The sequence below is a fragment of the Streptomyces sp. NPDC050806 genome, assembly GCF_055586425.1.
On record NZ_JBVJIF010000002.1, the window covers coordinates 771,717 to 794,346 of the forward strand.

At 72.7% G+C, this 22,630-nt stretch carries 18 protein-coding genes; 14 read left to right on the top strand and 4 right to left on the bottom strand.

All coding sequences use genetic code 11. The features are described from left to right. Positions 1–35 precede the first annotated feature (35 nt). Complete coding sequence (locus ACZ6WH_RS08940) at positions 36–1,136, bottom strand: calcium:cation antiporter (protein ID WP_469727080.1); 1,101 nt, start codon at positions 1,134–1,136, stop codon at positions 36–38. Between the two features lie 130 nt (positions 1,137–1,266). Here ACZ6WH_RS08940 and ACZ6WH_RS08945 point away from each other — a divergent pair, with 130 nt between their 5' ends. The 4 genes from ACZ6WH_RS08945 (at position 1,267) to ACZ6WH_RS08960 (ending at position 7,426) form a co-directional block, all read left to right on the top strand. Continuing rightward, positions 1,267–2,445, top strand: coding sequence for an acyl-CoA dehydrogenase family protein (locus ACZ6WH_RS08945; RefSeq protein WP_469727082.1), 1,179 nt, complete (start codon positions 1,267–1,269; stop codon positions 2,443–2,445). 90 nt (positions 2,446–2,535) lie between these two features. Further along, positions 2,536–3,489 carry an oxygenase MpaB family protein gene (locus tag ACZ6WH_RS08950; RefSeq protein WP_469727220.1) on the top strand — a complete coding sequence of 318 codons (954 nt, stop codon included), beginning with the start codon at positions 2,536–2,538 and terminating at the stop codon, positions 3,487–3,489. A 27-nt stretch (positions 3,490–3,516) separates the two neighbouring features. Next, positions 3,517–5,703, top strand: coding sequence for a serine/threonine-protein kinase (locus tag ACZ6WH_RS08955; RefSeq protein ID WP_469727084.1), 2,187 nt, complete (start codon positions 3,517–3,519; stop codon positions 5,701–5,703). 160 nt (positions 5,704–5,863) lie between these two features. After that, complete coding sequence (locus ACZ6WH_RS08960; protein WP_469727086.1) at positions 5,864–7,426, top strand: phytoene desaturase family protein; 1,563 nt, start codon at positions 5,864–5,866, stop codon at positions 7,424–7,426. Here the strand turns inward: ACZ6WH_RS08960 and ACZ6WH_RS08965 are convergent. Beyond that, positions 7,423–8,154, bottom strand: coding sequence for an HAD family hydrolase (locus ACZ6WH_RS08965; protein WP_469727088.1), 732 nt, complete (start codon positions 8,152–8,154; stop codon positions 7,423–7,425). The two genes, ACZ6WH_RS08960 and ACZ6WH_RS08965, sit on opposite strands and share 4 nt — an antisense overlap. Positions 8,155–8,316: 162 nt before the next feature. Here ACZ6WH_RS08965 and ACZ6WH_RS08970 point away from each other — a divergent pair, with 162 nt between their 5' ends. The 6 genes from ACZ6WH_RS08970 to ACZ6WH_RS08995 all read left to right on the top strand — a co-directional run bounded on the left by ACZ6WH_RS08970 (position 8,317) and on the right by ACZ6WH_RS08995 (position 15,391). Next, positions 8,317–9,417 (top strand): NAD(P)H-dependent flavin oxidoreductase, encoded by a 1,101-nt coding sequence (locus tag ACZ6WH_RS08970; RefSeq protein ID WP_469727089.1) that lies wholly within the window; start codon positions 8,317–8,319, stop codon positions 9,415–9,417. A gap of 13 nt (positions 9,418–9,430) precedes the next feature. Continuing rightward, complete coding sequence (locus ACZ6WH_RS08975; RefSeq protein ID WP_469727091.1) at positions 9,431–11,017, top strand: acyl-CoA synthetase; 1,587 nt, start codon at positions 9,431–9,433, stop codon at positions 11,015–11,017. A gap of 90 nt (positions 11,018–11,107) precedes the next feature. After that, on the top strand, positions 11,108–12,637 hold the full coding sequence (locus ACZ6WH_RS08980; RefSeq protein ID WP_469727093.1) for an acyl-CoA synthetase: 1,530 nt from the start codon (positions 11,108–11,110) through the stop codon (positions 12,635–12,637). Positions 12,638–12,900: 263 nt separating this feature from the next. Further along, positions 12,901–13,701 (top strand): VOC family protein, encoded by an 801-nt coding sequence (locus ACZ6WH_RS08985; protein WP_469727095.1) that lies wholly within the window; start codon positions 12,901–12,903, stop codon positions 13,699–13,701. Positions 13,702–13,839: 138 nt separating this feature from the next. Beyond that, the gene (locus tag ACZ6WH_RS08990; protein ID WP_469727097.1) at positions 13,840–14,538 is read left to right on the top strand and encodes an alpha/beta fold hydrolase; all 699 of its coding nucleotides are present in this window, start codon (positions 13,840–13,842) and stop codon (positions 14,536–14,538) included. Positions 14,539–14,779: 241 nt separating this feature from the next. Beyond that, positions 14,780–15,391 carry a chorismate mutase gene (locus tag ACZ6WH_RS08995; RefSeq protein ID WP_469727221.1) on the top strand — a complete coding sequence of 204 codons (612 nt, stop codon included), beginning with the start codon at positions 14,780–14,782 and terminating at the stop codon, positions 15,389–15,391. Between the two features lie 54 nt (positions 15,392–15,445). Here the strand turns inward: ACZ6WH_RS08995 and ACZ6WH_RS09000 are convergent, their stop codons facing one another. Then, positions 15,446–16,378, bottom strand: coding sequence for a LysR family transcriptional regulator (locus tag ACZ6WH_RS09000; RefSeq protein ID WP_469727222.1), 933 nt, complete (start codon positions 16,376–16,378; stop codon positions 15,446–15,448). Between the two features lie 286 nt (positions 16,379–16,664). Here ACZ6WH_RS09000 and ACZ6WH_RS09005 point away from each other — a divergent pair, with 286 nt between their 5' ends. Continuing rightward, a complete protein-coding gene (locus ACZ6WH_RS09005; RefSeq protein ID WP_469727099.1) occupies positions 16,665–17,813 on the top strand; it encodes an MFS transporter in 1,149 nt (382 codons plus the stop codon). Positions 17,814–18,000: 187 nt separating this feature from the next. Here ACZ6WH_RS09005 and ACZ6WH_RS09010 read toward each other — a convergent pair whose 3' ends face one another. Next, on the bottom strand, positions 18,001–19,620 hold the full coding sequence (locus ACZ6WH_RS09010; RefSeq protein ID WP_469727100.1) for an acyl-CoA synthetase: 1,620 nt from the start codon (positions 19,618–19,620) through the stop codon (positions 18,001–18,003). A gap of 196 nt (positions 19,621–19,816) precedes the next feature. Between ACZ6WH_RS09010 and ACZ6WH_RS09015 the strand changes: the two genes are divergently transcribed. From ACZ6WH_RS09015 to ACZ6WH_RS09025, 3 genes are read left to right on the top strand one after another with little or no spacing between them, the layout of a single operon-like run. After that, positions 19,817–20,632: a crotonase/enoyl-CoA hydratase family protein gene (locus tag ACZ6WH_RS09015; protein ID WP_469727101.1), complete on the top strand. Its 816-nt coding sequence runs from the start codon at positions 19,817–19,819 to the stop codon at positions 20,630–20,632. Between the two features lie 9 nt (positions 20,633–20,641). Continuing rightward, positions 20,642–21,589 (top strand): Zn-ribbon domain-containing OB-fold protein, encoded by a 948-nt coding sequence (locus tag ACZ6WH_RS09020; RefSeq protein WP_432851267.1) that lies wholly within the window; start codon positions 20,642–20,644, stop codon positions 21,587–21,589. Continuing rightward, on the top strand, positions 21,589–22,629 hold the full coding sequence (locus tag ACZ6WH_RS09025) for a thiolase domain-containing protein (RefSeq protein WP_469727102.1): 1,041 nt from the start codon (positions 21,589–21,591) through the stop codon (positions 22,627–22,629). The genes ACZ6WH_RS09020 and ACZ6WH_RS09025 overlap by 1 nt, the downstream gene beginning before the upstream one ends. Position 22,630 lies beyond the last annotated feature (1 nt).

Sequence of the window (22,630 nt, forward strand, 5' to 3'; positions counted from 1 at the left end):
GGCGCTCTGTCGTGCCTCTCAGGGGCCGCGGCCCCTCAGGGGGTGACGGCCAGTTCCAGGTACGCCGCGAGCAGGGCCAGATGGAGGGCTCCCTGGAGGAGCGTGGCGCGGCCGGGGATGACCGTCAGGGTGCCGACGATCATGGTGAGGGCCAGCAGCACCATGTGGGTCGCGCCGAGGCCGAGGATGAGCGGGCCGTCCAGCCAGATGGACGCCGCGGCCACCGCGGGGATGGTGAGGCCGATGCTCGCCATGGCGGAGCCGAGGCCGAGGTTGAGGCTGGTCTGCACCCGGTCGCGTTGGGCCGCGCGCACCGCGGCGATGGTCTCCGGCAGCAGCACCAGCAGCGCGATGACGATACCGACCACCGCGGCCGGCAGGCCGGCGGCGGCCACGCCCGCCTCGATGGTGGGGGAGACTCCCTTGGCGAGCCCCACCACCCCGACCAGCGCCAGCGCGAGCAGCCCCAGGCTGATCAGGGCCACCCGGCGGGTGGGCGGGTCGGCGTGGTCGTCCTCGTCGACGACCTTGCCGGACGAGGTGACGGGCAGGAAGTAGTCGCGGTGCCGCACGGTCTGGGTGGCCACGAAGAGCCCGTAGAGCACCATGGCGGCGAGCGCGGCGAACCCCAGCTGGGCCGGGGCGAACTCCGGCCCCGGCTTGCTCGTGGTGAACGTGGGTACGACGAGGCTGAGCCCGGCCAGCGTGGCCACCGTCCCGAAGGCCGCCGACGTGCCCTCGGCGTTGAACACGGCGACCCGCCGCCGCACCGCGCCGATCAGCAGACTCAGCCCGACGATGCCGTTGCAGGTGATCATCACGGCGGCGAAGACGGTGTCCCGGGCGAGCGAGGCGGCCTTGTCCCCGCCGTCCGTCATCAGGGTGACGATCAGCGCCACCTCGATGATGGTCACCGCCACCGCGAGTACGAGGGACCCGAACGGCTCACCCACCCGGTGGGCCACCACCTCGGCGTGGTGCACCGCCGCCAGCACGGCGCCGGCCAGGAAGCACGCCACGAGGGTGACGATCGGGCCGGGCAGCGAACGGCCCCAGGAGAGCGCGAGGAGGACGACGGCGAGTACGGGAAGGGCGGTGGTCCAGTGGCCGGCGACCGCCCGGACGGTACGCAGCATGGCTCGACCCTCTCAGAAGAGGCCGTGGCCTGCGCGCGGAGAAGTGCGCGCCTGCCCCTTCCGTATTACTGGAACACGTTCTACCGTGCGGGCGACCCTACGGACCGCGGGACCGGGACAGGGAGGGGCCGTGCACCTCGAATACACGCCCGAACAGCAGCGGCTGCGCGCCGAGCTGAGGACCTACTTCGCCGAACTGGTGCCGGACAACGCGTACGCGCGGTACGCGGCGCCGGCCGAGCAGAAACGCTTCTACCGGGAGACCGTCCGCCGGCTGGGCGCCGACGGCTGGCTCGGCGTCGGCTGGCCGAAGGAGTACGGCGGCCGCGGCCTCACCCCCGTCGAACAGTTCGTTTTCTTCGACGAGGCTGCCCAGGCGAACGTGCCGCTGCCGTTGATGGCGCTGAACACCGTCGGCCCGACGATCATGAAGTACGGCACCGAGGAGCAGAAGGCGTACTTCCTGCCGAAGATCCTCTCCGGTGAGCTGGACTTCGCGATCGGGTACAGCGAACCGGACGCCGGCACCGACCTCGCCGCCCTGAAGACCCGCGCCGTACGGGAGGGCGACACCTACGTCGTGAACGGGCAGAAGATCTGGACCACCAACGGCGACACCGCCGACTGGGTCTGGCTGGCCGTCCGTACCGACCCGGAAGCACCGCCCCACAAGGGCATCACCATGCTCCTCGTGCCCACCGGCGACCCCGGCTACAGCTGCACCCTCATCAACACCCTCGCCTCCCACGACACCACCGCCAGCTACTACGAGAACATCCGCGTCCCCGTGAGCCGCCGGGTCGGCGCGGAGAACGAGGGCTGGCGGATCATCACCAACCAGCTCAACCACGAGCGCGTCACCCTCGCCGCACACGGCACGATGGCGATCCGCGCCCTGCACGACGTCCAGCGCTGGGCCATGGAGACCAAGCTCGCCGACGGCCGGCGGGTCATCGACCTGGGCTGGGTACGGACCCGGCTGGCGCGCACGCACACCAGGCTGGAGGCGCTGCGGCTGCTGAACTGGCGCATGGTCGACGCGCTCCAGCGCGCCACCCTCACGCCCCAGGACGCCTCCGCGGTCAAGGTCTACGGCTCGGAGGCGCGGCGCGACGCCTACGCCTGGCTGATGGAGGTCGTCGGCGCCGCGGGACCCTTGAAGGAGGGCTCGGCGGGCGCGGTGCTCCACGGCGAGCTGGAGCGCGGCTACCGGTCCGCCGTCATCTTCACGTTCGGCGGCGGCAACAATGAGATCCAGCGGGAGATCATCTCCTGGATCGGCCTGGGGATGCCCCGCGTGCGCAGGTGATCCCGTACGGGCGAAGGGGGCACGGCGGTGACGGACGAGGGCATCGGGCGGGACGGACGGCGGGACCCGGAGGCGGGTGGAGGCCGGGTCCTGAAGACGGGCGAGGGCAGCCCTTCGGGGGCGGGAGGGGGCCGGGCCCCGGAGGCGGACCCCGGTCTCTACGGGCCCGACTCCGTGACCTGGCAGCTGCACGGCGACCCGATGATGTGGATAGCGGGTGTCCGCGCGCTGTACCTCCAGGCGCTGCATCCGCGTGCCGTTCGTGGCGTCATGCAGAACTCCGACTTCCGGCGGGACGCCTGGGGGCGGCTGATGCGCACCGCCGGCTTCGTCGGCACCACCACGTTCGGTACCACCGAGGCCGCCGAGCGGGCCGGTGCCGCGGTCCGCCGCATCCACCGCCGGCTGACCGCCACCGATCCGGCCACCGGCGAGCGCTACTCCATAGACGAGCCGGAGCTGCTCCTGTGGGTGCACTGCGCCGAGATCGCCTCCTACTTGGAGGTCGTCCGCCGCTCCGGATACGCCGCGAGCGCCGCCCTTCAGGGGGGAGCGGGCGACGCGTACATACGGGAGAACCGCACCGCCGCCCGGCTCGTCGGCCTCGACCCCGCCACCGTTCCCGGTGACCGGGCCGGGCTCGCCGCGTACTTCGAAGAGGTGAGGCCCGAACTGGCCGCCACCCCGGAGGCCGCAGCCGTGGACGACTTCCTGCAGCGGCCGCCCGCCCCCCTGTCGCTGCTCCCCGTCCGTGCCCTGCTGTGGCGGCGGGTGGCCACGCTGGCGTACGAGGCGCTCCCCCCGTATGCGCACGAGTTGTACGGCAGGCCGGCACCTCCTCCGGACACCGTGGACCGGAAGCTGCGTGCCGTCGGACGGGTGCTGCGGTCGGTCCCCGCGACCGTGCGCTGGCAACTGCCCCCGAAACACATCCTCCGCGCGGTGGCCAGACTCGGACCCGGCACCCGCCCGTCGGCCTACAAGCTGTGCCGCTCGGCCGCCATACTGAAGGCTCACGGTGCTCAGGGGGAGCCACGGGACTGATTGCGGGGACGGGGGCGGCGGCAGGCGATGGGGGAGAGCAGGCTGATCCACGGCCGTTACCGGCTGATCGAACTGATCGGGCGCGGAGGCATGGGGGAGGTGTGGCGGGCCCGGGACGAGTCCCTGGGCCGCCGGGTCGCGGTCAAGTGCCTCAAGCCGCTGGGGCAGCAGCAGGACCCGTCGTTCATGCGAGTGCTGCGCGAGCGGTTCCGCCGCGAGGCGCGGGTCGCCGCCGGGCTGCAGCACCGCGGCATCACCGTCGTGCACGACTTCGGTGAGGACGACGGCATCCTGTACATCGTCATGGAGCTGCTGGACGGGCGTAATCTCAGCCAGCTTCTGGAGGACAACCGCAGAAACCCACTGCCGGTCCCGGACTTCGCCGACATCGCCGACCAGGTGTCGTCGGCGCTCGCGTACACGCACGAGCAGGCGGTCGTGCACCGGGACCTGAAGCCCGCCAACATCGTCCGGATAGCGGACGGAACGGTGAAGATCTGCGACTTCGGCATCGCCCGGCTCGGCCACGACATCGGTTTCACCGCCCGCCTCACCGGTACCGGCATCGCCATGGGCACGCCGCACTACATGTCGCCCGAGCAGATCGCGGGCGGCACCATCGACCACCGCAGCGATCTGTACTCCCTGGGCTGCGTGCTGTACGAACTGGCCACAGGCGTCCCTCCGTTCGAATTCGACGACGCCTGGGCGGTACTGGTCGGGCACCGCGACACGGCGCCCCAGCCACTCCGCGAGCGCCGCCCCGACCTTCCCGAGCCCTACGAGCGCATCGTCCTCGACCTGCTCGCCAAGGACCCCGACGACCGCCCGCGCGACGCCGCCGAACTGGGCAAGCGCATCGCCACCGCGCGCGCCCCGCAACAGGTCACCCCCGGGCTGCCCGCCTGGGCCGCCGGGATGCGGAGCGGTGCCGGCGCCCGGCCGGTCCGTACGCTCCGTACGCCGCCCCGCGGCGCCGTCGGCGAGCTGACGGGCTCCTGGACCATCGGCTTCGAGCCCCACCGCCCCGACAGCGCCCCGCCCGCCCGCGAGCGGCCCACGCCCTCGCCCGCGACGCTCGCCGCGCTCGCCGGGCGGCACAACGCCGGGCTGAGTCTGGGCCGGCTCGGGCGCTGGGAGGAGGCGGGCGAGGTGCACCGCGCGGTCGCCGCCGAGCGGGAGCACGTGCTCGGGCCCGAGCACGCCGACACCCTCGCCAGCCGCTTCGAGGTGGCCTTCACCCTGGCGCGCTCGGGCCGGTTCGCCGACGCGCTGCGCGAGTACGAGACGGTCGCGACGGGCCGCGAACGGACGCTCGGCCCCCAGCACGCCGACACGCTCGCAGCCCGCCAGGAGACCGCGTACGTACTCGGTCGCCTCGGCCGCCACTTCGAGGCGCACCAGGTCTACACCTCCGTGCTCGCGGCCCGTGACCGCACGATGGGCGCCGACCACCCCGACACCCTGCGCTGCCGTCACAACCTCGCCTACAACCTCAGCCGCCTGGGACGCCTGGAGGACTCCTACGAGATGGCGCGCGACGTCGCCGCCGCGCGCGCCCGGGTGCTCGGCGAGCGCCACCCCGACACGCTCGTCACGCGCCACGAGGTCGCGTACACCCTCGGCCGGCTGGGCCGCTGGCCCGAAGCGCTGCGCACGTACCGGGAAGTGGCCGCGGCGCGCACGCAGGCGCTCGGCCCGGACCACCCCGATACGCTCGCCGCGACGTACGAGGTCGGGATAAGCCTGGGGCGGCTCGGCCGGAGCGCGGAGGCCCTGGAGCTCTACCGGGAGCTGGTGGCGGCCCGTACGGAGGCTCAGGGCGCCGAGGATCCGGAGACGCTGCGCGCGCGGCACGGTCTGGGCGTCAATCTCGGGCGGCTCGGGCGCTGGGAGGAGGCGCTGGCCGAGGCCCGTGAGGTGTGCGCGCTGCGGGAGAAGGCGCTCGGCCCGGACCATCCGGACACGCTCGTGAGCCGTCGTGAGATCGCCGTGGGGCTCGGCTGGCTGACCCGCTGGAGCGAGGCCCTGTCGGTCTACCGGCAGGTCGCCGAGGCCCGCGAGCGGGTCTTCGGCCCCGATCATCCGGACGCGCTCGCCAGCCGCACCGACGAGGCGCACTGCCTGGAGCAGCTCGGCCGCGCCGCCGAGGCGGTGGGTCTGTACCGCAGGGTGGCGGCCCTCCGGCAGCAGCGGGGGAAGCACGGGCACTGAGTCGTACGAGGGCGCGCGACCGCTGCGAACGTCCGGCGAATGACGGTCAGGCGCCTGTCAGGTGTCCGGAGACGATCGGACAGGAGCGTTCCGGAGCGCGGCGCTACCGGAGGGAGGACGACCTCTGGCCGGTAGTGATCGCTCCGTGCTACCAAGAGACATGCCGGAACGGACGTCCTATGACGTGATCATTGTCGGCGGCGGGCACAACGGCCTCGTTGCCGCCGCCTACCTCGCCCGCGCCGGGCGCAGCGTGCTCGTACTGGAACGGCTCGGCCACACCGGTGGCGCGGCTGTCTCCACCAAGGCCTTCGCCGGGATCGACGCCCGGCTCTCGCGCTACTCCTACCTCGTCAGCCTGCTGCCGCCGAAGATCGTCCAGGATCTCGGGCTGCGTTTCGCCGTCCGCAAGCGCACCGTCTCCTCGTACACGCCCACCGACCGTGACGGCCGGCCCACCGGACTTCTCGTGGGCGGCGGTCCGGCCCGTACTCGTGCCGGTTTCGAAGCGCTGACCGGCTCGGACCGCGAGTACGAGGCCTGGGAACGCTTCTACGGGACGACGGCACGGGTCGCCGAGCGCGTCTTCCCGACCCTCACCGAACCGCTGCCCACCCGTGCGGAGCTGCGTGCCCGCATCGACGACGAGGACGCCTGGCAGGCCCTCTTCGAGCGGCCGCTCGGCGAGACCATCGAGAAGACCTTCGCCGACGACCTCGTACGCGGCGTCGTCCTCACCGACGGCCTGATCGGCACCTTCGCCTCCGCGCACGACGAGAAGCTGCGGCAGAACCGCTGCTTCCTGTACCACGTCATCGGCGGCGGCACCGGCGACTGGGACGTACCGCTCGGCGGGATGGGCGCGCTCACGGACGCGCTGGCCCGGGCCGCCCGGCAGGCCGGCGCCGAGATCGCCACCGGCCACGAGGTCACGCGGCTCGACACGGACGGCAGGTCGGCCGAAGTCACCTGCGCACAGGGCACGTTCCATGCCCGGCAGGTACTGGTGAACGCCTCTCCGGAGGCGCTGGCCGGGCTCCTCGGAGAGCGCGCGCCGGAGCCGGCCGAAGGCGCCCAGCTCAAGGTCAACATGCTGCTGACACGGCTGCCGCGCCTCCGGGACGAGAGCGTCGACCCCCGGGAGGCGTTCTCGGGCACTTTCCACGTCGCGGAGGGCTACGAAGAGCTGGAGACGGCCTACCAGCAGGCCGCCACCGGTGCGCTCCCCACGGCGCCGCCCAGCGAGATCTACTGCCACTCCCTCACCGACCCGTCGATCCTCGCCCCCGACCTCGTGCGCCAGGGCTACCAGACCCTCACGCTCTTCGGGCTGCACACCCCGGCGCGCCTCTTTGCCGACGACAACGACGCACAACGGGAACGCCTCCTGCACGCCACCGTCGAGCAACTGGAGGCGCATCTCGCCGAGCCGCTGGCCGACTGCCTCGCCCACGACGCGGACGGCCGCCCCTGCATCGAGGCGAAGACCCCACCGGACCTGGAGCGCGACCTCCGGCTCCCGGGCGGCAACATCTTCCACGGCGACCTGTCCTTCCCGTACGCGGAGGACCACGAGGACGACACCCCCGCCGCCCGCTGGGGCGTCGCCACCGGCCACCCGAACGTCCTCCTGTGCGGGGCGGGCGCGCCGCGTGGCGGCGGCGTCAGCGGCATCCCGGGACACAACGCGGCAATGGCGGCCCTGGCGGACCGAACGGCCTAAAGGGCGGCCGGCTCGACCAGGCGCAGCACCGCGTCCAGACCCCGGACCGCTCCCGGCGCGGCGCCGGCGGGCAGCACGTACGACCGCAGGCCGCTGCCCGCCGCGCCGCCGTCCTTGGCCGGGTGGTCCCCGACCATCAGCGCCTCGGCGGGTTCCACGGCCAGCTGCCGGCAGGCGTACTCGAAGAGCGACGGATCGGGCTTCTCCGTGCTGTGTTCGTAGGAGTGGACCCACACCGAGAAGTACCGGTCGAGCCCGTGGTGGGCGAAGGTCGGGCGCAGGTCCCAGCCGACGTCGCTGACCACGCCGAGCGCGACACCCCGCCGCGTGAGGGCCTCCAGGGCGGCCTCCGCGTCGGCGTACGGGCGCCAGTGCTCCGGAGCGCGCAGCTGCTCGTACAGCGCGTCCGCGACCGGCGCCAGGCCCGGCACGGACGCGTACCAGGTCGTGAAGGCGCGCCGGTGGGCCGCCGCGGAGACGTCCCGGCCCCGCTGGGCCGCGGCGACCTCCGGATCCGCCAGCCCGGCCTCCAGACCGGCCAGCAGCGCGTCCATGGCGGACTCGTCCACGGTGGAGCCCATGGCCGCACGGATGCGGTCGGCGTACGAGGCCACTTGGAAGAGCGTGCCGGAGAAGTCGAAGAGCACCGCACGGACCGGCGAAGGGTGCGACGGACAGTCCGGGACGCGCAGCGGGCCTTCGGGGCCGGAGACGGGAAGAGAAGTCATGCGGGGATCTTCCGGCAGAACGCCGGCCGGCGCCCGGGATTCGGCCTTCTCGGCCCGCGATCCGGCGTTCTCGCCCCGTGGACCGGCGTTCCGGCGGGCGCGATCTGACGTTGCGTCAGAAAAACTCTTCCCTCGTGCGGCGCGCTGCGGCATCCTGCGCCCATGCAGACGGAGTTGAGCAGCACACTGGGGGCCGAGCACGCCGTCTTCGGGTTCACACCGTTCCCCGCCGTCGCCGCGGCGATCAGCCGGGCCGGCGGATTCGGGGTACTCGGCGCGGTACGGTACGGCGCCGCCGACGACCTCGCGCGCGACCTGGACTGGATGCAGGAGCACACCGACGGCCTGCCGTACGGCCTGGACGTCGTGATGCCCGCGAAGAAGGTCGAAGGCGTCACCGAGGCCGACATCGAGGCCATGATCCCCGAGGCGCACCGCACGTACGTCGAGGAGACCCTCGCCAAACACGGCGTGCCGCCGCTCCCCGAGGGCGCGGCGTCCGGGTGGCGGATCACCGGATGGATGGAGCAGGTGGCCCGCTCCCAGCTGGACGTGGCCTTCGACTATCCGATCAAGCTGCTCGCCAACGCGCTCGGCTCGCCGCCGCCCGACGTGGTGCAGCGTGCACACGACCACGGCATCCTCGTGGCCGCGCTGGCGGGCAGCCCCCGGCACGCCCGGCACCACCAGGAAGCCGGCATCGATGTCATCGTCGCGCAGGGCTACGAGGCGGGCGGGCACACCGGCGAGATCGCCACGATGGTGCTGACCCCCGAAGTCGTGCGCGCCGTCGACCCGCTCCCCGTGCTCGCCGCCGGCGGCATCGGCACCGGCGAGCAGGTCGCGGCGGGCCTCGCCCTCGGGGCACAGGGCGTCTGGCTCGGCTCGGTCTGGCTCACCACGGAGGAGGCCGAGCTGCACTCACCGCTGCTCACTCGGAAGCTGCTCGCCGCCGGCCCCGGAGACACCGTCCGCTCGCGTGCCCTCACAGGGAAGCCCGCACGACAGCTGCGTACGGAGTGGACCGACGCCTGGGACGACCCGGCGGGCCCCGGCACGCTGCCCATGCCCCTGCAGGGCCTGCTGGTCGCCGACGCGCTCACGCGCATCCAGAAGTACGAGACGGAACCGCTGCTCGGCACCCCGGTCGGCCAGATCGTCGGACAGATGAACAGCACCCGCAGCGTGCAGGCCGTCTTCGACGACCTCACCCGCGGATTCGAACGCGCCATCGACCGCATCAATCGCATCGCCGGCCGTTGAGGAGGGCTGCGCCATGAAGGGCCACACCACGACAGGACAGCCGCAACCCGGGACACCGGCACCCAGTGGCTTCTGGGCCCAGGCCGCCGACGCGCCGGACCGCACCGTGCTGATCGCACCGGACGGCGAGGAGTGGACGGCGGGCCGGCTGCACGCCGCCTGCAACCGCCTCGTGCACGGCCTGCGCGCCGCCGGACTGCGCCGCGGCGACGCCTTCGCCGTCGTGCTGCCGAACGGGGTGGAGTTCTTCACCGCCCACCTCGCCGCCAGCCAGGCCGGGTTCTACCTCGTCCCCGTCAACCACCACCTCGTCGGCCCCGAGATCGCCTGGATCGTCGCCGACTCCGGCGCCAAGGTGCTGATCGCACACGAGCGCTTCGGGGACGCGGCCCGCGCCGCAGCGGACGAGGCCGGACTGCCCACCGAACACCGCTACGCGGTCGGCGACGTGGGCGGCTTCCGCCCGTACGCCGAGCTCCTCGAGGGACAGCCGGAGACGCCCCCCGAGGACCGCACGCTCGGCTGGGTCATGAACTACACCTCGGGCACCACCGGACGCCCGCGCGGCATCCGCCGCCCGCTGCCCGGCAAGCCCCCCGAGGAGACCCATCTCGGCGGCTTCCTCGGGATATTCGGCATCAAGCCCTTCGACGACAACGTGCACCTCGTGTGCTCGCCGCTCTACCACACGGCCGTCCTGCAGTTCTCCGGAGCGTCCCTGCACATCGGGCACCGGCTCGTCCTCATGGACCGCTGGACCCCCGAAGAGATGCTGCGCCTCATGGACACGTACCGCTGCACGCACACCCACATGGTCCCCACCCAGTTCCACCGGCTGCTCGCCCTTCCGGAGGAGACCAGGAACCGGTACGACGTGTCCGCCATGCGGCACGCCATCCACGGCGCGGCACCCTGCCCCGACCACGTCAAACGCGCCATGATCGACTGGTGGGGGAGCTGCGTCGAGGAGTACTACGCGGCCAGCGAGGGCGGCGGCGCCTTCGCCACCGCCGAGGACTGGCTCAAGAAGCCCGGCACGGTCGGCAAACCCTGGCCCATCAGCGAACTCGCCGTGTTCGACGACGACGGCAACCGCCTGCCGGCCGGCGAGGTCGGCACCGTCTACATGAAGATGGCCACCGGAGGCTTCCGCTACCACAAGGACGACGGCAAGACCGAGAAGAACCGCATCGGCGACTTCTTCACCGTCGGCGACCTCGGCTATCTCGACGAGGACGGCTACCTCTTCCTCCGCGACCGCAAGATCGACATGATCATCTCCGGCGGCGTCAACATCTACCCCGCCGAGATCGAGTCCGCGCTGCTCGCCCACCCCGCCGTCGCCGACGCCGCCGCCTTCGGCATCCCGCACGACGACTGGGGCGAGGAGGTCAAGGCCGTCGTACAGCCCGAGGAAGGCCGCACAGCGGGCCCGGAACTGGCCGCCGAGATACTCGCCCACTGCGCCACCCGGCTGGCCGGCTACAAGCGCCCCAAGAGCGTCGACTTCCTCACCACCCTGCCTCGCGACCCCAACGGCAAGCTCTACAAGAGGCGGCTGCGCGCACCGTACTGGGAGGGCCGCGAACGCGCCCTCTGATACCCGGCACGGCGGGCGCGGCAACCGGAGACCGCCGCGCCCGGTGCCGTCTCCCTTGACCCGGACGGAGGCGGGGCACAGGATCGCGCCATGGCTGGAGTGCGGAGCAGTACGGTCGACGGAACGCTGCGGCGGAGCGCCCGGCGGGTGCCGGAGCGCACGGCGGTGCGGTACGCCGAACGCTCCTGGACCTACCGGGAACTGGACGAGGCGGTCACCGCCGCCGCCCGGCTGCTCCTCGGCGAGGGACTGCGCCCCGGCGACCGGGTCGGCTCCTACGGGCACAACTCCGACGCCTACCTGATCGGCTTCCTGGCCTGCGCCCGCGCCGGCCTCGTCCACGTGCCCGTCAACCACCACCTCACGGGCGACGACCTCCGGTACATCGTCGAACAGTCCGGCAGCTCGCTCGTCCTCACCGACCCCGCCCTCGCCCACGAACTCCCGGCCGGCGCGCCCGCACTGCCGCTGCGCGACACCGAGGACGGGCTGCTCGCACGGCTCGACCGGCTGCGCGCGAACCCCGCGGCACAGGCCGCGCTCCCGCCGCTGCGCGACGTCGACGGCGAGTCCCTGGCCCAACTGCTCTACACCTCGGGCACCACCGCGCTCCCGAAGGGCGCGATGATGACCCACCGCGCCCTCGTGCACGAATACGTCAGCGCCATCACGGCCCTGGATCTGACCGAGGCCGACCGGCCGCTGCACTCCCTGCCGCTCTACCACTCCGCCCAGATGCACGTCTTCCTGCTGCCCTATCTGGCGGTGGGTGCGGAGAACACCATCCTGGACGCGCCCGCGGCAGACGTCATCTTCGAACTGGTGGGCGCGGGCCGTGCGGACAGCCTCTTTGCGCCGCCCACGGTGTGGATCGGCCTCTCCCACCACCCCGACTTCGCCGCACGCGACCTCACGGGGCTGCGCAAGGCGTACTACGGGGCGTCGATCATGCCGGTACCCGTACTGGAACGGCTCCGCGGCCGCCTCCCCGACCTCGCCTTCTACAACTGCTTCGGGCAGAGCGAGATCGGCCCGCTGGCCACCGTGCTGGGGCCCGACGAGCACGAAGGACGGATGGACTCCTGCGGGCGGCCCGTGCTCTTCGTGGAGGCGCGGGTGGTCGACGAGGAGGGCCGGGACGTGCCCGACGGGACACCGGGCGAGGTCGTCTACCGCTCACCGCAGCTGTGCGAGGGCTACTGGGAGAAGCCGGAGGAGACCGCGGTGGCCTTCAGGGACGGCTGGTTCCGCTCCGGCGACCTCGCCGTACGGGACCCCGAGGGGTACCTCACGGTCGTCGACCGGGTGAAGGACGTCATCAACTCGGGCGGCGTGCTGGTCGCCTCGCGGCAGGTCGAGGACGTGCTGTACGAGCATCCGAAGGTCGCCGAGGTCGCGGTGATCGGGCTGCCGGACGCCCGGTGGATCGAGGCGGTCACGGCGGTGGTCGTGCCGAAGGCGGACGTCGGCGACCTGGACGAGCAGGAACTGATCGCCGCGGCCCGCAGCCGGCTGCCCGCCTTCAAGACGCCCAAGCGGGTCGTCTTCGTCCCCGAACTCCCGCGCAACGCCAGCGGCAAGATCCTCAAGCGTGAGCTGAGGGACCGGCTGGGGCGGTGAACGGGGTTGAGGAGGCTCCGGCGAGGTCCGGATCGCGGAGCTGCCGGCGAGGTGCGGGTCCGGCGTTCGCCGGTGACCGGGTGGTGCGGGCGCGGCATGCCGCCTGACCTGGGGTAATGCGTCGTTGCGGGGCGACTGTCAGTGGTGCCTGCCATGCTGTGAATTGTTCGGAAAACCGGGCGGTGCGGGCCGTGATCGGCCGGCGGCCGGGCACCGCCACGACAGCAGTTCACCAGCTTCGCCACACACCGAAGGATCTGCTCATGCTCTCGACCCAGTACGTACCGGGCGCGCCGAACTGGCTGGACCTCGGCGTCCCCGACGTGGACGAGGCCGTCGCCTTCTACAGCGAGGTGTTCGGCTGGACCTTCGAGTCCCTGGGGCCGGACGCCGGCGGATACGGCTTCTTCCGGCTGGACGGCCGGACCGTCGCCGCGATCGGCCCGCTGGTCGAGGAGGGCGCCGCCCCGTCCTGGACGCTCTACTTCCACACCCCGGACGCGGACGGCACGGCCAAGGCCGTCGTGTCGGCCGGTGGCCGGGTGCGGGCGGAGCCGATGGACGTCTTCACCGCGGGTCGGCTGGCCGCGTTCACCGACCCCACCGGCGCCCAGTTCGCGGTCTGGCAGCCGGGCGAGGTCAAGGGGCTGGAAGCGGTGATGGAGTCCAACGCCCTGTGCTGGACCGAGCTGTACACCACCGACGGCGCGACGGCGAAGGACTTCTACAGCGCGGTCTTCTCCTGGCAGTACCAGGACCTGCCGATGGGCGAAGCGGGCGCGTACACCATCGTCGTCCCGGCGGGGGTCGCGGCGTCCCCCGCGTTCGGGCAGGGCGGCATCATGCAACTGCCGCAGGAGCACCTCGACCGTGGTGAGATTTCGGAGTGGCACCCGTACTTCGGTGTGGACGACTGCGACGCGACAGCCGCGGTGGCGACGGAGCGCGGCGCGACGGCCCTCATCCCGCCGGTCGACGCGGAGGGAGTCGGCCGCCTGGCGATGTTCCGCGACCCGTACGGAGCCGTCTTCGCCATCATCAAGGGGGAGCCGCCGACGAGCTGACAGAGCAACCGGAGCGAGGGGGCGGGGCGGGGGAGGGGGGAGGGGCCCCCGAAGCGACAGCTGACGGCCGGTGAGCAATCAGCGTGTGGCGAACGCGTCGAGGGGGATCGGGCGTGCGGTCGTGGGTACCTTCGGCCCATGGCGGACGTACAGAAAGTGAAGGTGGACGGAGTCGAGCTGGCGTACCGGGTGTGGGGCGAGGAGGACGCGCCCCCGGCGGTGCTGCTGCACTGTCTCGGCGAGGACGGTGAGGACTGGCGCGGGGTGGTCGGGCAGCTGGCGACCACCCACCGGGTGTACGCGCTGGACCAGCGTGGGCACGGGAAGAGCGACTGGCCCGGCGAGTACGGCTTCGAGCGGTGGCGGGACGACGCGATCGGCTTCCTCCGTGAACTGGGGCTCGACGAGGTCACGCTCATCGGTCACTCCCTGGGTGCGGTGGCCGCGCTGCTGCTGGCCGCCGAGCGGCCCGAGCTGGTGAACCGGCTGGTCGTGGAGGAGGCGGCCCCGCCGCTGCCCGCGGATCCGCCGCAGGAGGTACCGGAGGCGCCGCCCGGCCCGGCGGCGTTCGACTGGGCGGCGAAGGCCGCGGTGGTGGCGGAGCGGAACGCGCCGGACCCGCGGTGGTGGGACGGCCTCGCGCGGATCACCGCGCCCACGCTCGTGATCGGCGGCGGTGCCGACAGTCACATCCCGCAGGAGCAGCTGGCCCGGATGGCGGAGCTGATCCCGCGCGCCGAACTGATCACGATCGACGGTGCGGGGCACCTCGTCCATGAGGAGCGGCCGCGCGAATTCCTCGACGCGGTGAAGGGCTTCCTGGTGCGCGAAGGGTGAGCCCGGTGGGCGGACGGTGGTCGGCCGTCCGGACGGCGGTCGGCTCCCCGGGGACGGTCGACTGCCCGGCGGTGGTCGGCCGTCCGCCCGGTGGACCTCGGTGGCCGCGGCGGTCGTTGTTCCAGTAGAACGTCGTTGTTCCAGTAGAAAAGGCGAAAACACCGACCGAGAAGGGCAACCCGTGCCTCTCAGCTCCTCCGTCCGCCGTGGTGCACCGCGGCGCGTCCTCGTCCGCCGCGCGATGGTCGCGGCTGCCGCCGCGGCCGTCCTGTCCGCCGGAGCGCCCAGCGCGATCGCCGCACCTACGGCCCGGGGGGACCGGCCCGCCGTAGCCACGGCGTCCGCCGCCACCCCGGCTCCCCGTACGAGTCCCTACGCCGCGCTGCGTCCCCTCGCCGTGCTGTCCGCCGAGCGGCTGGCCACCGCTGACCTGGTCGCGGCGGCCAAGTGGGGTACCGGCAGCCCCATCGACGACCCGGCGCGCGAGCGGCAGGTGCTCGCCGCGGTGGACCGGCGGGCGCGTGAGCTGGGCGCGGACCCCGAGCGTACGGTCGCGGTCTTCCGCGATCAGATCGAGGCGAACAAGATCGTGCAGCGGGGTCTGCACCGCGCCTGGACCGCCGACCCCGACCGGGCGCCCACCACCCGCCCCGACCTCGACGAGGTACGGGAGGAGATCAACCGCATCAACGAGGGACTGGTACGCGCCATCGCCGACTCCCCGGCTGCGCGTACGTCGCCGTCCTGCGCCCCCGTCCTCGCGGTGGCCGCGGCCCGCGTCGTACGGGACGAACACCTCGACCCGCTGCACACGGTGGCCCTGGCGCGCTCCTTGCGCTCGGTGTGCGGCTAGCAGGAGCGGTCCCGGCCGACCAGGTATACCTCGGCCGGCCGGAGAAGGCCCGGCTCACCGGAGGACGGCCCGGCCCACCGAGGGGCGCCCGGGTGGTCGGTCCCGTGCCGGCGGCAGTGACTCCGCGAAGGCGCGTACGCGGGCGGTTTCGTGGTCGCGGTGCCAGACGAGTGCCAGTGCCGAGGGCGGGAGGCCGGTCACCGGTACGGAGGCGAGTGCGCTGCGGGCGTGGTATTCGGCGGTCGGTGCGCAGAGCAGCAGCGCGCCACGGCCCGTCGCGGCCAGGGTGAGCCCTTCCTGCAACGTGCCGACCGCCGGGCCCGCCGGGATCGGCAGCCCCTCCGGTGTGGCGCGCGGCGCGATGACGGCGCGCCAGTACGCGGGGGCGGGCCCGGCCACCCCGATCAGCGTGCAGTCGGCGAGGTCCTCGGCGGACACCGAGGGCCGGTCGGCGAAGGGGTGGCGTGCCGAGACGGCCAGGTGCTGCTGCTGTTCCGAGAAGACCGCGCCCACGATCAGGTCGTCCTCCGCCACCGGCATCAGTACGACGGCCAGGTCCGCGTCGCCGCGTCGTACCGCGCCGAACAGATCGCGGAGCGGTACCTCGACCAGCTCCGTGGGACAGTCGGGGTACTGCTCCTGGAAGCGGGCCACCGCGTGCATCAGCTGGTCGTTGGCGGCGCCCTGGAAGCCGATGCGCAGGGTGCCCGTGACGCCGCGGGCCGCGGCGCGTGCCTCGCCGACGACCGCGTGCAGGTCGTCGTAGACCGGCCGAAGACCGGCGAGGAACCGTTCGCCCAGCGGCGTCAGCCGTACGCGGCGGCTGGTACGGGCGAACAGCCGGGCGCCGATGCGGCTCTCCAGGGAGCTCAGCAGCTGGCTGACCCGGCTCTGCGAGACGTACAGCCGTTCCCCGGTCCGGCCGAAGTGCAGTTCCTCGGCGAGCACGAGGAAGCACTCCAGTTCCCGTACGTCCAGGCCGCTCATGAAGCTGCGCTCCCTCCTGTCGCTGGTGCCCGCGCACTCGTACCGGCGCATGGGACGAGTGTGCCTCACCCATGATCCCCGATCGGCGATCGATGAGCCTGACTCATCGAAGGATGAGAGAACGGCCGTTGTTCCCGAGGCGGGCGAACGGTTGCCTGAAGGCATGGAAGAGACAGTGGATACGGCGGTTGTGGGGCGGGGCGCGCATCCCCGGAAGGAAGCAGAACCGGCATCAGAACCGGAGCCGGGCGGGTCCGCGCTGCGCGGGTGGGCGGGGGTCGGAGCCGTGGCCGCCGCCACCTTTACGGTCGTGACCTCCGAAATGCTGCCGGTGGGGCTGCTGAGTCCCATGGGAGGCTCGCTCGGCGTGAGCGAGGGGACGGCCGGGCTGACGCTGACGGTGACCGGGCTCGTCGCGGCGGTGTCCGCGCCGCTCATGACGCCGCTTCTGGGACGCCGGGACCGGCGGACCGTTCTGGGTGTGCTGATGCTGGTGCTGACCGCCGGGAATCTGCTGGCCGCATGGGCTCCGCACTTCCCGGTGATGATGGCCGGCCGCGTGCTGGTCGGCGTGGGCATGGGCGGGGTGTGGACACTGGCGGCGTCGCTCGCCGTGCGCCTGGTGCCCGGACGGCAGGTGGGGGCCGCCACCTCGTTGATCTTCAGCGGTATAGCCGTCGCCTCCGTGCTCGGCGTGCCGGCCGGTGCGTTTCTCGGGGAAGCCGCGGGCTGGCGCGCGGCGTTCGTCGTGACGGGGCTGCTGGGCGCCGCCGTTGCGTCGGCGCTGGTGATGCTGCTGCCGCGGCTACCGGTGGAGCGTTCGGTGAAGTCCGGCGGCCTGCTCCGGCTGGCGGGGGACCGTCGTGTCCGCACCGGGCTCGTGATCGTCGGGCTGCTGGTCACCGGTCATTTCGCCGCGTACACGTACGTGCGTCCGGTGCTGGAGGAAATCTCCGGGGCGAGCCACGAGGTTGTCGGTGCGTTGCTGCTGGCCTACGGAGTCGCCGGTGTCGTGGGCAACTTCGCCGGTGCGGCCGGTGCGGTGCGCTCCCCGCGCGGCGCGCTCCTCGCTATCAGCGCAGTACTCGCCGCCGCCGTGCTGCTGTTGCCCCGGCTGGGCGGCTCGCCGCCGGCCGGCGGTGCGTTGCTGGTGGTGTGGGGGCTGGCCTACGGGGGCGTGTCGGTGGCGACGCAGAGCATGGTGCAGGCCGCGGCACCGCACGCGCGGGAGGCGGCCGCCGCGCTCTTCGTCGGCGTGTTCAATGCCTCGATCGCGCTGGGTGCGCTGGTGGGCGGGCGGGTGGCGGACGGGGCGGGCATCCCGGCGGTCCTGTGGACGGGCGGTGGGCTGGCGGTCGGTGCCCTGGCCGTCGTGGCGGCGGGGGCGGGCCGGGGAGCCGGTGCGGGGAGACAGCGCGGCCGGGTCGGCCGGTGAACGCTGCGCAGCCTTTCGCTTCGGCCGGAAAGTGGTTCTGCACCGGAAGTTCGTGCCCGGCCGCATCGCGGGGCCGGCGGCGCTCGGGAACCCTCGGCGGCGGGCCGACGTTGACCCCGGTGAACGCCCCGGCTACCGATCCCGGCTCGCTGCCGAGTTCCTGGCCCCCGAGCCACCGGCCCGGAACTCACCCCTCACCCGCCACCCGTTTGGCCCACCGGTAGTCCGCCTTGCCGCTGGGGGAGCGTTGGATGTGGTCGGTGAAGACGACCGTGCGGGGGATCTTGTAGCCGGCGAGCCGGGTGCGGCAGTGGGCCTGGACGGCGGCCGGGTCCACCGGGGCCGCGCCCGGGCGGAGTTGCACCACGGCCGCGACCCGGTTGCCCCAGCGGTCGTCCGGGACGCCCGCGACGAGTGCGTCGTACACGTCCGGGTGGGCCTTGAGCGCCTGCTCGACCTCCTCCGGGTAGATCTTCTCGCCGCCGGAGTTGATGCACTGCGAGCCGCGCCCGAGGACCGTGACCACGCCGTCCTCGTCGACCGTGGCCATGTCGCCGAGGAGCACCCAGCGTTCGCCGTCGGCCTCGAAGAACGTGTCGGCGGTCTTGGCGGGGTCGTTGTAGTAGCCCAGCGGGACGTGGCCGCGCTGGGCCAGCCGGCCGGGCTCGCCGGGCGGCACGGGTGCGTGCGTCACGGGGTCGACCACCGCCGTACGGCCGTTGACGTGCAGCCGGAAGCCGGTGTCCGGGCCCGCGTCGTCGGTCGCTGTGCCGTTGAAGCCGGACTCGGAGGAGCCGAAGTTGTTCAGCAGCATCGCGTGGGGGAGCAGGGCGGTGAACTGGTTCCGTACGGTGTCGGAGAGGATCGCGCCGGAGCTGGAGACGGCGAAGAGGGTGGTGCAGTCGGTGCCCTTGAGGGGGCCGGCAAGGGCGTCCGTCAGGGGGCGCAGCATGGCGTCGCCGACGAGGGAGACGCTGGTGACCCGCTCCCGTTCGATCGTTCGAAGTACCTCTTCGGGCACGTATTTACGGTGCAGGACCACTTTCTGGCCGAAGTGGAAGGCTATGAGGGCGGTGAGGGTGGAGGTGCCGTGCATGAGCGGGGGAGTGGGGAAGAAGACCAGGCCTTCGCCGCTCGCGGCGGCCCGTTCGGCGAGTTCCTCGGCGCGGGAGACCGGTTCGCCGGTGGGCGCGCCGCCGCCCGTGCCGGAGAAGAAGAGGTCCTCGTGGCGCCAGACCACACCCTTGGGCATGCCGGTCGTGCCGCCCGTGTAGATGATGACGCGGTCGTCGGCGCTGCGCGGCCCGAAGCCGCGTTCGGGGGAGCCGGCGGCCTCGGCGTCGGTGAAGGGTACGAGGGGGCACGCGGGTTCGGGCGCGCCGGGCGGCGGGGTGCCGACCCGTACGAGATGGCGCAGGTGCGGTGCCCGGGGCGCGACGGCGGCCACCCGCTCGGTGAACTCCGCGTCGAAGACGAGCGCGACCAGGTCGGCGTCGCGGTAGAGGTAGGCCAGTTCCTCCTCGACGTAGCGGTAGTTGACGTTGACGGGCACCGCGCGGATCTTCAGACAGGCGTAGAAGGTCTGGAGGTACTCGACGCCGTTGTAGAGGTGCAGGCCGACGTGGTCGCCGGGGCGTACGCCGGAGTCCTGGAGGTGGTGGGCGAGGCGGTTGGCCGCCCGGTCCAGCCGGCGGTACGTGAGGCGGCGTTCGGCGCCGCTGCCGGGGTGGTCGGCGTACACCAGCGCCTCGCGGTCGGGTACCGCGTCGACGATCGACTCGAAGAGGTCGGCAAGGTTGTACTCCACGTCTCCTCCTGATCGCGCGGCCGCTGGTCCGGCGCTCATTAGAGCCGCCGGGGCGGGAAGGGGGAAGAGCCGCGGCCAATAAATCTGACTGAGTGTCAGAAAACTCTTGAAGTCGCCGTGCCGCTCCTGCAACCTGTTCTGCATTCTTCGCCCTGGCAGGAGCGGATCCTGCACACGGGCAGGACGGGAGAACGGCATGGGCGGCACCCCCGGTACCGGCACCGAACACCTCACCGTGGAACGCGTCGGCGCGACACTCGTACTCACTCTGAACCGCCCGGCGGCGAAGAACGCCCTTTCGCCGCCGATGCTGGTCGGCCTGTACGACGGCTGGCTGGCCGCCGACGCCGACGACGACATCCGGTCCGTCGTCCTCACCGGCGCGGGCGGCGTCTTCTGCGCCGGCATGGACCTCAAGGCGCTGGCCGGCGACGGCATGGCCGACGGCGGGTACCGCGACCGGATGAAGGCCGACCCGGATCTGCACTGGAAGGCCATGCTGCGGCACCACCGGCCGCGCAAACCCGTCATCGCCGCCGTCGAAGGGCCGTGCGTGGCGGGCGGTACGGAGATCCTGCAGGGCACCGACATCCGCGTGGCCGGTGAGAGCGCGACCTTCGGCCTCTTCGAAGTGCGGCGCGGGCTCTTCCCCATAGGCGGCTCGACCGTGCGGCTGCAGCGCCAGATCCCGCGCACCCACGCCCTGGAGATGCTGCTGACCGGCCGCCCGTACACCGCCCGCGAGGCCGAACACACCGGGCTGATCGGCCATGTCGTGCCCGACGGCACCGCCCGCGCCAAGGCCCTGGAGATCGCCGAACAGATCAACGCCTGCGGCCCGCTCGCGGTCGAAGCGGTCAAGGCCTCGGTCTACGAGACCGCGGAGATGACCGAGACCGACGGACTGGCACACGAACTCGCCCAGGGCTGGCCGATCTTTGCCACCGCCGATGCCAAGGAAGGCGCGAAAGCCTTCGCCGAGAAGCGCCCGCCCGTCTACCGGCGCACTTGAGGAGCAGCCGTGACCACCGAAATCCTCGCCGCCCCGCTCGTCGTCGAATTCCCCTTCACCCGCTCCCTCGGGCCCGTGCAGAGCGCCTTCCTCACCGGCCTCCGCGAGCGCACCGTCCTCGGCGTGCGGACCACCGCCGGCTCCGTGCTGGTACCGCCCACCGAGTACGACCCGGTCACCGCCGACGAGCTGCACGAACTGGTCCAGGTCGCGGAGACCGGCACCGTCACCACCTGGGCCTGGAACCCGCACCCCACCGGAAAGCACCCCCTCGACCGGCCCTTCGCCTGGGTGCTCGTCCGGCTCGACGGCACCGACAGCTCCCTGCTGCACGCCCTGGACGCGCCCTCGCCCGACGCCGTCTCCACCGGCATGCGGGTCCGCATCCGCTGGGCGGAGGCCCGGACCGGCGCCATCACCGACATCGCCTGCTTCGAGCCGTACGACGGCGCGGCCGGTCCCGCGCCGCGCGCACACGGCGGCGACTTCGCCGACGCCGTCTCCGTTGTCACCCTCCCCGCCCGCCTCGACTACACCTACGGCCCGGGGCGGGCCCAGACCGCCTACCTCCGGGCGCTCGCCGAGCGGCGCACCGTGGGCGAGCGCTGCCCCGAGTGCGCCAAGGTGTACGTGCCGCCGCGCGGCGCCTGCCCCACCTGCGGCGTCCCCACCGGCGAGCGCGTCGAGGTCGGCCCGAAGGGCACGGTCACCACCTACTGCATCGTCAACATCAAGGCCAAGAACCTGGACATCGAAGTGCCCTACGTCTACGCCCACATCGCCCTGGACGGCGCCGGGCTGGCGCTGCACGGCCGGATCGCCGGAATCCCGTACGACCAGGTCCGGATGGGGATGCGGGTCGAGCCGGTCTGGAAGGACGGGCAGCGCTGGCCCGACCACTACCGGCCCACGGGAGAGCCGGACGCCGACTACGACACGTACAAGGAGCTGGTGTGATGCGAGACGTGGCGATCGTCGCGTTCGGGCAGTCCGACCACGTACCGGACAGCCGTGAGGTCTCCGAGGTGGAGATGCTGATGCCGGTGCTGAGGGAGGTGCTCGACGCGGTCTCCCTGGAGACCGCCGACCTCGGCTTCGTGTGCTCCGGGTCCAGCGACTATCTCGCGGGGCGTGCGTTCTCCTTCACCATGGCCCTGGACGGTGTCGGCGCCTGGCCGCCGGTCGCCGAGTCGCACGTCGAGATGGACGGCGCCTGGGCGCTGTACGAAGCCTGGGTGAAGCTCCTCACCGGCGAGGCCGACACCGCCCTCGTCTACTCCTACGGCAAGTCGTCCCCCGGCGACCTGCGCGAGGTGCTCACCCGCCAGCTCGACCCGTACTACGTGGCGCCGCTGTGGCCCGACTCCGTGGCGCTCGCCGCCCTTCAGGCGCAGGCCCTGTTCGACGCGGGCGCCGCCGACGAGCGGGTTCTGGCGGGGGTCGCGGCGCGCAGCCGTACCGACGCGGCCGGCAATCCGCACGCCCAGCTGCGCGGCGACGTCCCCATGGGGGAGCACGTCGTCGCCCCCTTGAGGCGCGGCGACTGCGCACCCGTGGGCGACGGCGCCGCGGCCGTGGTCCTGGCCGCCGGGGACACCGCCCGCGCGCTCTGCGACCGGCCCGCCTGGATCCGGGGCATCGACCATCGCATCGAGGCCCACGCACTCGGCGTACGCGACCTCACGGACTCGCCCTCCACCCGGCTCGCCGCCGAACGGGCCGGGGCCTTCGACCGGCCCGTGGACACCGCGGAGCTGCACGCGCCCTTCACCTCCCAGGAGATCGTGCTCCGCCGCGCCCTGAAGCTCGGCGACGACGTGACGGTGAACCCCTCGGGCGGCGCGCTCGCCGCCAACCCGATGATGGCCGCCGGCCTCATCCGGCTCGGCGAGGCGGCCGCCCGTATCCAGCGCGGCCATTCGCACCGCGCCCTCGCGCACGCCACCTCCGGCCCGTGCCTGCAGCAGAACCTGGTCGCCGTCCTGGAAGGGGAGTGAG